The organism is Rhodoferax sp., from assembly GCF_010365055.1.
Taxonomy (GTDB): Bacteria; Pseudomonadota; Gammaproteobacteria; order Burkholderiales; family Burkholderiaceae_C; genus Rhodoferax.
Window position 1 is genome coordinate 1 of the sequence record NZ_JAAFHA010000122.1, and the last position, 9,114, is coordinate 9,114.

Sequence of the window (9,114 nt, forward strand, 5' to 3'; positions counted from 1 at the left end):
ATCAATCCACGGGTCAGTCACCTCTTTTTGTATTCAAATTCAAGTGCTTACGCTCGTGACCTCGACGTCATGCCGCTTATGTAAGTGCCATTCATATTAATAGTAGCTTATTAAGCATACGGGACGTGGGCTAGAGCCGTTTTTTGCTCTCAAAGCAGCCGGTCTTGAAGCGAGGCATCCGCCAGCGGGCGCAGCCGGGCAAATTCCAGCAGTTCGGCCAGTCGGGCGCCCTTGCCTTGCCACTCATAGACGGTGTCTTCGGCCAGCAGCACGTAATGCCACGGCAGGCCGCCCCGGTGTTCCGGTGCCAGCTGGTTGATGCGCTCGCACCACGCAACCGCCGCTTTGAGCTTGCGCTGCACATTGGGGTGAATGGTCTGCTGCTGCGCTTTGGTTTCCACCAGATAGGTGGCGCTGGCGGTTCGCACCAGAAAGTCGGGCGAGTAGAACGCGGCCAGGCCGTCGTCCTTCACGTAGCGCAGCCGCGCAAAAGTGTGCCGGTTCTCGCTGATCTTGCAAAAGGCGGCTACCCGCGTGTCGGCCTGTGCCCAGTGGATCAGGGCGCGCTCCAGCCCACCGTTGCGCGCGGGCCAGCTAAGGCGGGTGTAGATGCATTTGCTCACCTCTACCGAATGGCTCTCGCGCATCATCAGGCGCGGCACTTCGCTCAGGTAGCGCTGGTGCACCTCGGTCTGCCCGACCACATGTTTTTGCTCCGACTCCAGCAGCGCCACGGCAAACACCTTGGTGATGTGGTCCACCACCGGCTGTAGCAGCAACAGTCGCCAGTTCTCATTTTCGTAGGGGTCAAACGCTCCGGCAAAGAGCTGCGTCCAGATGTAGTCATCCAGCCAACCGGTCAGCTCGGCCGTGTTCACCTGCAAATAGGGCTTGGCGATATGGCTGGCGATCTTGCCGGTTTTCGGCAAGGGTTCGCTGAGCGCCTGGCTGATGCGCCGGGTCAGGCGGCTCAGGTAGTCGTTGTAGCCTCCCACGTTCATCACCGCCCCGTCCACCCGGTAGCCGCCAAACAGCGTGGCGCTTTGCAGGTCTTGCGAGATAAAGGCATCGCCCTTGCCCAGCATCTCGGCCAGCTGACCGGGCGTTAAAGCGCTAAAGGCAGGGAGCGCCGCAATGTCCAGCGCGTGGTGGTCGCGCAACTCATCGGCCTCTTGCAGGATGAACGGAATGCCGAAGTCAAACGCTTCAAAACCCTCGCGCAACTCGGCCGCAATCACGTCGCCCGTGGCACTGGTGTCGTCCATGCCATCGCCTGTGGTGCCCGCCAAACCTTCCCTGATCAGCTCGTCATAAAACGACTGGAACGCGGGGTGCTCCACGATGCACAGTACATCCAGCAGGCTGCCGGGCTCTTGGCCCGCGTTGATGCGCTCGCGGTTTTCGCGTTTGAGGTCGGTGTATTCCGGGTCGCGCCACATCAGCCGCAGGCCGCGACCAATGGTCTGCTCCAACAGAATCTGCGCCTGACTGGAACGCAAGGGCACGATCACGCAGATGTTGTTCACGTCAAAACCCTCGCGCAGCATCAGCACGCTCACCAACACGCGCGGCGTGGCATGGCGGTCCACATTGAACAGGCGCTCGCGCACCGGCGCCCAGTCTTTCTCGCCCAGCTCGGCTTTTTTGCCCGAGTCGATGGTCATCACCTCGTCTGCATACAGCCCTTCCTGATCTTGCAAAAAGCTTGAAACCAGCGGCGACACCGTGGTGTCTTCGCACACCACCAGCATCTTGGGGCGGCGCAGCGGGTCGATGCGGGCAAAGTCGGCTTCCAGCTTGCGCAATTTCATCAGGCCGGCGCGCAGCATCACGCGCTGGCCCTCACTCAAAGTCGGCTTGCCCGCCTCGTCGCGTTCGGCCTTGAACTCCAGCGGCAGCGCGCCAATCTCCTTGCGTCGGTCAAGCACCAGCGATTTCACCAGCCCGGCACGCATGGCGCTCTTCAGATCAAAGTCGGTGATGATGTGCGGGAAGTAAAGCTTGCGCTTGTTCTTGCCTGCGCCCACGTCGTTGTACGGCGTGGCCGAAAAATCCACCTGCACAAAACGCCTGCCTTTGGTGGCAGCAATGCGGCTCAGGCTCTTCTGCCACTCCACCTCAGTCGTTTCGCCTTCGCGCTTGAAGTCGTGAATGTGATGCGCCTCGTCGTTGAACACCATCAATTCGGGCAGCGCGGCCAGAAACTCCAGCACATTGCCGCGCGCATAGCGCCGGTCCAGCACGTCCAGGCTGTTGCCGGTGGCGCGGCCCGGCATCAGCGGCAGCACGGCGTTGACGACCTGCTGCGGCTCCAGTGGCGCACCGGGGGTTTCTACGGCATCGACATCTTCCACCTCATCAGTCACGTCGCCCTCAGTCAACAAGTGCCAGTTCGTAATCGCGATCATGCCGTTGCCCGTGGCTTTCAGACCAATCTCGTTCTTGCTGCACACGTTGCCGCGCACAAAGGCAAAAACGGCGTCGCGCTGCGCTTCGGGAACGAGGAGGTCGGCAAACTGCGCCACGTCTGACTTGGCAAAGTCACGCGAACCGTTGCCGCCTTCAATCAGCTTGCCGCAAAACGCATCGAGCAACCGCTCGTAAACAATCAACCCCGGTGCTACCACCATGAACTGCCGCGTGAAGCGCGCATCGTCAATGCCGTCAGCCAGCGCCGCTGTTTTGTTGAGCAATTGCCAGATCATCAGCGCCTGCAGCACCCAGGTCTTGCCGGTGCCGGTGGCCATCTTGAAGCAATATTTGGGGTGCGCGTGTTTGGCGTTGGACACCTCGGCCAGCCGCGTTCCGGTGAGCAGCGCGTCGGGCGCGGTGGCGCGGTACAAATCCAGCAGTGACCAGTGCGCCTGGTCCCGGCCCAGCACCTCGTGCGCCACGATGGCGTTCAAAATGGCCTGTTTCTGTCCCGAATGGAAGTTGAGCCCACCGCGCGCGGCAACCATGTCCTCGCCAAACCACCACAGCAGCAGCTCGGCAGTGGTGGGTGTCACCAGCTCCAGAATGTCGGCCGCGCCGGACTCCAGGCCCAGGCAGAGCTGGGTGGTTTTGGTGGTGAGGCCCAGGGAGAGGGCGAGTTGGTTGTCGGGTTGGGCTTGGCTCATGGCAATGAATCTCAGAATGGGTTGAACGTGCAAAAATGCAGTGAATGTCGAAAATCATCCAGCCGCCACGCAGCCCTTGGGGCAACTTCCCCGACGTGCTGATTCACGCCAGCGAGTCGGCGGTCAAGCAGCATCCGGCTTACAAGGCAGCGAAGGCGGGGGATGGGAATGCAGCCATTGCGTTGGTGAACAACACCATGAGCGAAGCGCAAAACCTCGCGCTGGTCAATTTGTTGCGCGGACATACGCCTACCTTGGTCAGCGCCCACGCCTATGAGCGCGAAGGTATCAACGCCATTCCCGAGGTGTTTGCAGATTTGCTGGGGTAGGCGCTTGGCTGGCCTGTGGACAGCGGCATTTACCAAACCAATGTAGTTTTTCACACCGGTGCCGATGGATTCTCTCGGCTTGCACGCCAAGCCAGATTCATGGGCACGGTCACCCCAGAGTGCGAATACGTGTTGGTGGATGACTTCATTGGCATGGGGGGCACGCTGGCGAACATGAAGGGATACATCGAATCCCAAGGCGGCAAAGTGCTGGCGGCGGTATGCTTGACGGGTAAGCAGCACTCCGCCAAACTGGCACCCAGCGCCGAGCGACTGACAGAACTGAGGAATCGACATGGAAATGAACTTGAACACTGGTGGATCGAACAATTCGCTCACGCCTTCGACGCGCTTACTGAATCAGAAGCTCGGTACCTTGCCCGCACCGAGGGAGCTGACACCGTCCGAAGCCGCATTGCTGCTGCAAAGTAAGCGCGAGCTGGCCGCATTGGTGCGAACAACGGTGTTCCGCGCACCTGACCACAAAGTGATTGCGGCGGCGTAGGTCGGACTCATACGACCACAGCCACCACTTCCGCCTCAAACCCAAACACATCCACCACCCGCACGGCCACCTTGCGCGGGCCGTCTTTCAAGGGTGCCGTCACCACCGCCTGCGTCACCACGCGCAGCGCGTCGCCATCATTCGCGGTGTTGCCCCGGTAGTCCTGCCAAGCCGAGCGGAACACCTTGCCGTCATAGTCCGGGTCCACCGCCCAGTATTCGATCAGCGTCAGCGGCTCCTTGTTGGCCACGGCTTGCAGCTTGGCGCGGTTGTCGTCGTCCAGGTTGATTGCTTCGGGGGACAGCAACACGTAGTTCTTAAGTTGCACCGTCAGGGTTTCGGTTGGCATGTCTGCGCCGGTTTTTACAGCACGCTCCACCGGGTGAATCGTCAAATACTGCAGGGACGAAAACCGCACTTGCCCGCGCAGCTTGTCCAGCCCGCCTTTTTTCTTGAGCCGATCCATCAGGTCGGGCGGAATCACCAGCACCTCCATGCGGCTGTCGTTCAGCGCGGTGATGGTCTCACCAATCGAGGGCTCAAAGTTCCAGCCCAGCACCACCACACGGTCCCAGCCGCCCAGCAGGTTGTCGCGTTGTGCAATCGCCTTCTTGAGCGTGGCCGTGCCGGTGAGCTTGTTGGGTGAGTCGGCCAGCACCAGTGTCTTGCTGCCCCGCTTTCCGCCGAAGTCGATGCCTGCAATGTGGCCCAGGTTGCGCTGCGGGTTCACGTCCGGCGGCAAGGGCAGTGCACCATAGAGCGATAGCACGATCTGCGACAGATCGCCAATGCGGAAGTCCCGCCCCAGCGTGGCTTTGGCCGCCTCCACTTGGTAGTCGCCGATGGCTTGGTAGAGGAAGGGCTTGGCGTCAAGATCGATCAGGCGTTTGCGCATGATCATGCACGCGGGTTTGCCGAGGTCAGTGGTGATCCAGCGGCGGCCGAGTTTTTCGGCGACGGCAGCGGTGGTGCCGGAGCCGCCGTTGAAGTCGGCGACGATGCCACCTTCGGGGCAAGATGCGCGGATGATGCGCTCAAGGAGTTTTTCAGGCTTTTGCGTGCCGTAGTTGACACTTTCGTTGGTTATCCCATAACCACGGATTTGTGAAATGTCATTCCAAAGGTTCGAACAAAGAACGCCCTTGCTTTCGTCAAGATACCTTTTGTACTTGATGGTCGTTGCCGTTATGTGCAATCTGCCAGAGGCATCAAGTGCAGTCATCTTTTCAAGTGAGTACCGCCACCCGTTTGGTGGTGGCCTCACCCCCTTGTACGCATACATCATGTTGGGGCGAGGGTTGGGGCTTGAGCAGTTGTCTAGGTTGTACTTCCTTCCGCTTTCAGGCTCGATGTTCTTGTACCAGTCAGTGATAGTTTTCTGTGGCAAAGGTAAGTACGGAGGATTCCAGTAGTGCTCCCCGCGCTTTGAGAAAAAGAAAATTGTGTCCGTTATCGCCGAGTACTTTTCCTGCGAATCAGAGTGGGAGTCGGAGCGCTTCCAGAATATTTCATTGACGAAGTTATCCCGGCCAAACACTTCATCCAGCACCAGCTTCACGTAATGCCCCACATGCCAGTCCAGATGCACGTAAATCGAGCCGGTATCTGCCAACAGCTCGCGCATCAAAATCAACCTGGGCGTGATCATCGCCAGGTACGAGGCCGTGCCGTCTGACCACGTATCCGAGTACGCAAACTGCTCAATTACCGTGGGCTTTTGTTCCAGTTCCACGCCCGGCAGCGTGACTTTGGTGCGGTAGTCGGCCTTGCTGTCGAATGGCGGGTCGATGTAGATCAAATCGACCTTGCCGCGCAGGCTGGGCGTTTGCTCGTCGCCCGCCAACAGCGCCGCCATGGCCAGCAGGTTGTCGCCATAGATCAGGCGGTTGACCCAGGGTTGCCCGTCCACAGAACCGGCGTTGAGCGCCTCAACGGATGCCGGACGCGAAGTACCAGAAACTTCCCCCAGCATCGGCTGTGGGTTGTCCAGCAGGCTGGTCTGGCCGGGGGCAAACACCTCGCGTTGCGCCACGCGGGCTTGCGAGGTCACCCAGTCCTGCACCGCGCTGTCTTTGGCCGGCAGCACCACCTCGCGGGTTTGCAACGTCACGCGCTGGCGGCTCTCAATCCCCTCCAACAGCCTTTCGGCTTCCTTGCGCCCGGCGGCGACGATTTCGGGGAGTTGTTCGAGCAGGGATTTGGGCATGACTGGTGTGTTGGCCTCCGACTGCTTGCGCAGATTCTGACAACTTGAGTATTAGTTACGTAAAAAACGTGACTATACAAGGTTGTTCCCTTGTTGCATGGCTGGACCCATAACGTAACCGCATGGATAACGCAAAAAAATTGTTTGCGGAACGGTTACGTGACGCCATGGTGGCGGCTGGCTATGAGGCCAAGCCTGCTGTGCTGGAACGCGAGTTCAACACCCGGTACTGGGGCAAACCGATGACGCTGCACGGCGTGCGCCGCTGGCTGCGCGGCGAGACCTTGCCGACGCACGAGAAATTGCTGGTGCTGGCTGAGTGGCTGGCCATTGCGCCGCAGCAACTCAACTACGGTGAGGAGATTCAGCGCAAAGTCGAGTCGCGCCGTGCCCGCTGGGATAGCGGCATTGGCTACCAGGATCGGGATATTTTTGAGGCTTTCCTGAAGCTTCCCGTGCCGCAACGCAAACTGATCCGCGAAATCATCCTGACCTTTGCCAAGGTGCACTCAGCAACCGAACCCCAAAATCCGTCTGCGATCTGAACACGAGTTGATACCAAAAAAGTAGCTGCTTACACATATTCGGCGGGGGCTAGAGCCTGATTTCTTATAAATTTCCGGGCAATTTCAACTTGCTACGGGCAGATTGGCCAGCGGCCAACGCGGCCTGACGTCAAAGGCATAGACCTCGGTGGCGGCTTGCTGGCCGGACTGCAGGCGCATGGCAGCGGCCATGGCAATCATGGCGCCGTTGTCGGTGCACAGATGCAGTTCCGGGTAATGCACGCGCACGCCGCGCTGGGCGCACGCCGCATTCAGTTGCGCGCGCAAGCTGCGGTTGGCGCCAACACCGCCAGCCACCACCAGACGATTCAGCCCGGTTTGATTCAAGGCCGTCAGCGACTTCTTCACCAGCACTTCCACAATGGCGGCCTGGGTGGAGGCCGCCAGGTCAGCCAGCACCTGCACCGGCAAGGCCTCGACCGCAACGCCTGCTACCAGCGCGAGCTTTTTGGCCTGCACCATCACCGCCGTTTTCAGGCCGGCAAAAGAAAAATCAAGATTGCCGCTTTTGAGCAAAGGGCGCGGCAACTTGAACGCCGCCGCATCACCCTGCTCGGCCAGCTTCGAGAGCGCCGGGCCACCCGGATAGCCCAGACCCAACAGCTTGGCCGACTTGTCAAAGGCTTCGCCGGCGGCGTCATCAATCGTCTCGCCCAGCAGTTCGTAACGCCCGACCCCATCGACCCGCATCAACTGGGTGTGGCCGCCCGACACCAGCAGCGCCACAAACGGAAACTCAGGCGGATCGGCACTCAAAAATGGCGACAGCAAATGCCCTTCGAGGTGATGCATGCCCAGCACCGGCTTGCCCAGCGCGGCGGCCAGCGCGCAGGCCACGCCCGCGCCCACCAGCAAGGCGCCGGCCAGTCCCGGGCCACGGGTGAACGCCACCACGTCGACGTCTGCCAGGGTTCGCCCGGATGCCGCCAGCACCTGCTCGGTCAGCGGCAGTACGCGGCGAATGTGGTCGCGGCTGGCCAGCTCGGGCACCACGCCGCCATAGGCCTGGTGCATCTCGATCTGGCTGTACAGGGCATCGGCCAGCAGCAGCGGCAAGGCCTTGCCCTGCACCTGCACCAGCGCCACGCCGGTTTCGTCACACGAGGACTCGATTCCCAACACGCAGTAGTCTTTTGCCATAGCCGGTGAGTTTAGGGGATGCACACCCGCGCATGAACGGGCTCGATGGAGCCCACCGGCACGCCGTGGCCGACTCAACGCCGCACCGTCAACCCTAAGCCGGTCAGATAGGCCCCGATACTCACTTCGGCAACTTTCACCAGCGCAAACGCCTGCGGTGCCAGCAACCAAGTATGGATCAGACCCACCACCAGCGCATGCAAGCCCTGCGCCGCCATCAAGGGCGAGATCGGCAAAATCACGGCTTGGCGCGTGCTCGCGTCCTGCAGGCTGAGCGCCATGCGTTGCACCGCCTCGGTTTGGGTCTGCAACTGGCGCGCCTTGACCGCCAGCAATTCATCAACGTACTCCACCTTCAGCGTGGCGACCTCAAGAACGCGGCGGGTGCGCTCGTCCGAGGAAATTTTTCGCATCGCATCCAGAATGGCGTGCTGCAGAGCGTCAAGCGGATCGCGCCCGTCATCTGCGCCAATGCACTGCAGCGTGGTCTCCATCGGCAGCGTGATGCGCGCCATCATGGCGTTGAACAAATCGGCCTTGTTCTTGAAATGCCAGTAAATGGCGCCCCGGCTCACGCCCGCCGCCTCGGCGATCGCTTGCAGGGAAGTGCGCGACACCCCTTGTTCATAAAACACCCGCTCGGCCGCATCGAGCAATTGCTCATGCGTGGCGAAAGCTTCTTCTTTGGTGCAACGGGCCATGGCGAAAAACCAACTCCTGGGTATCGGAAAACCGGATTGTATTTTATACATACAAGACTGTATGTATACTTCACGAAAATAATTCTTGTGTCAATATTGCGCCATCACGCGCTTTGTTGCCCTTCTTTTTTCGGAAATACATCATGCTTGAAACCTTCGCCAGGCCATCGATCCGCGCACCCCAATTGCAGCTCTTGGGCACCCTCGCATTAAGCGCCTTGCTGGTCGCGTGCGGTCAGGGCAGCGCACCGCCCGCCGGTCCAGGTGGGCCGGGCGGCGCAGCGCCAGCGGCCGAGGTCGGCGTGATCATCGTCAAGCCGGGCGATGTCGGTTTGGTAACGGAACTGCCGGGCCGGCTGGAAGCCTCACGCGTGGCCCAGGTGCGGGCGCGGGTGGCCGGTATTTTGCAGAAGCGCCGCTTTGCGGAGGGCAGCGAGGTCAAGGCCGGGCAAGCCTTGTTTGACATCGACGCCAGTCCGTACCAGGCCGTCTTTGCCAGCGCCCAGGCCCAGCAGGCCAAGGCCGAAGCCAACCTGATGCAAGCCAGT

The 9,114-nt window shown here is 60.6% G+C and carries 8 protein-coding genes; 4 read left to right on the top strand and 4 right to left on the bottom strand.

Features of this window, described 5'->3' with window-relative positions:
- Window positions 1-149 precede the first annotated feature (149 nt).
- Window positions 150-3,119: a DEAD/DEAH box helicase family protein gene (locus tag GZ093_RS18610; RefSeq protein ID WP_296488939.1), complete on the bottom strand. Its 2,970-nt coding sequence runs from the start codon at window positions 3,117-3,119 to the stop codon at window positions 150-152.
- Between the two features lie 44 nt (window positions 3,120-3,163).
- On the opposite strand from GZ093_RS18610, the gene GZ093_RS18615 reads away from it, so the two are divergent.
- Both GZ093_RS18615 and GZ093_RS18620 read left to right on the top strand, forming a co-directional pair.
- On the top strand, window positions 3,164-3,448 hold the full coding sequence (locus GZ093_RS18615; protein WP_296488942.1) for a hypothetical protein: 285 nt from the start codon (window positions 3,164-3,166) through the stop codon (window positions 3,446-3,448).
- A 99-nt stretch (window positions 3,449-3,547) separates the two neighbouring features.
- The gene (locus GZ093_RS18620; protein ID WP_296488945.1) at window positions 3,548-3,880 is read left to right on the top strand and encodes a phosphoribosyltransferase; all 333 of its coding nucleotides are present in this window, start codon (window positions 3,548-3,550) and stop codon (window positions 3,878-3,880) included.
- A gap of 80 nt (window positions 3,881-3,960) precedes the next feature.
- Here GZ093_RS18620 and GZ093_RS18625 read toward each other — a convergent pair whose 3' ends face one another.
- The gene (locus GZ093_RS18625) at window positions 3,961-6,159 is read right to left on the bottom strand and encodes a site-specific DNA-methyltransferase (RefSeq protein ID WP_296488947.1); all 2,199 of its coding nucleotides are present in this window, start codon (window positions 6,157-6,159) and stop codon (window positions 3,961-3,963) included.
- A gap of 122 nt (window positions 6,160-6,281) precedes the next feature.
- Here GZ093_RS18625 and GZ093_RS18630 point away from each other — a divergent pair, with 122 nt between their 5' ends.
- Window positions 6,282-6,704, top strand: coding sequence for an XRE family transcriptional regulator (locus GZ093_RS18630; RefSeq protein ID WP_296488949.1), 423 nt, complete (start codon window positions 6,282-6,284; stop codon window positions 6,702-6,704).
- An 84-nt stretch (window positions 6,705-6,788) separates the two neighbouring features.
- Here the strand turns inward: GZ093_RS18630 and tsaD are convergent, their stop codons facing one another.
- The gene (gene tsaD / locus GZ093_RS18635; RefSeq protein ID WP_296488951.1) at window positions 6,789-7,865 is read right to left on the bottom strand and encodes a tRNA (adenosine(37)-N6)-threonylcarbamoyltransferase complex transferase subunit TsaD; all 1,077 of its coding nucleotides are present in this window, start codon (window positions 7,863-7,865) and stop codon (window positions 6,789-6,791) included.
- A gap of 74 nt (window positions 7,866-7,939) precedes the next feature.
- Entirely contained in the window at window positions 7,940-8,566 is a 627-nt protein-coding gene (locus GZ093_RS18640; protein ID WP_296488954.1) for a TetR family transcriptional regulator, read from the bottom strand.
- A 143-nt stretch (window positions 8,567-8,709) separates the two neighbouring features.
- Between GZ093_RS18640 and GZ093_RS18645 the strand changes: the two genes are divergently transcribed.
- A partial coding sequence (locus GZ093_RS18645) for a biotin/lipoyl-binding protein (protein ID WP_296488956.1) occupies window positions 8,710-9,114 on the top strand: 405 nt, incomplete at its 3' end.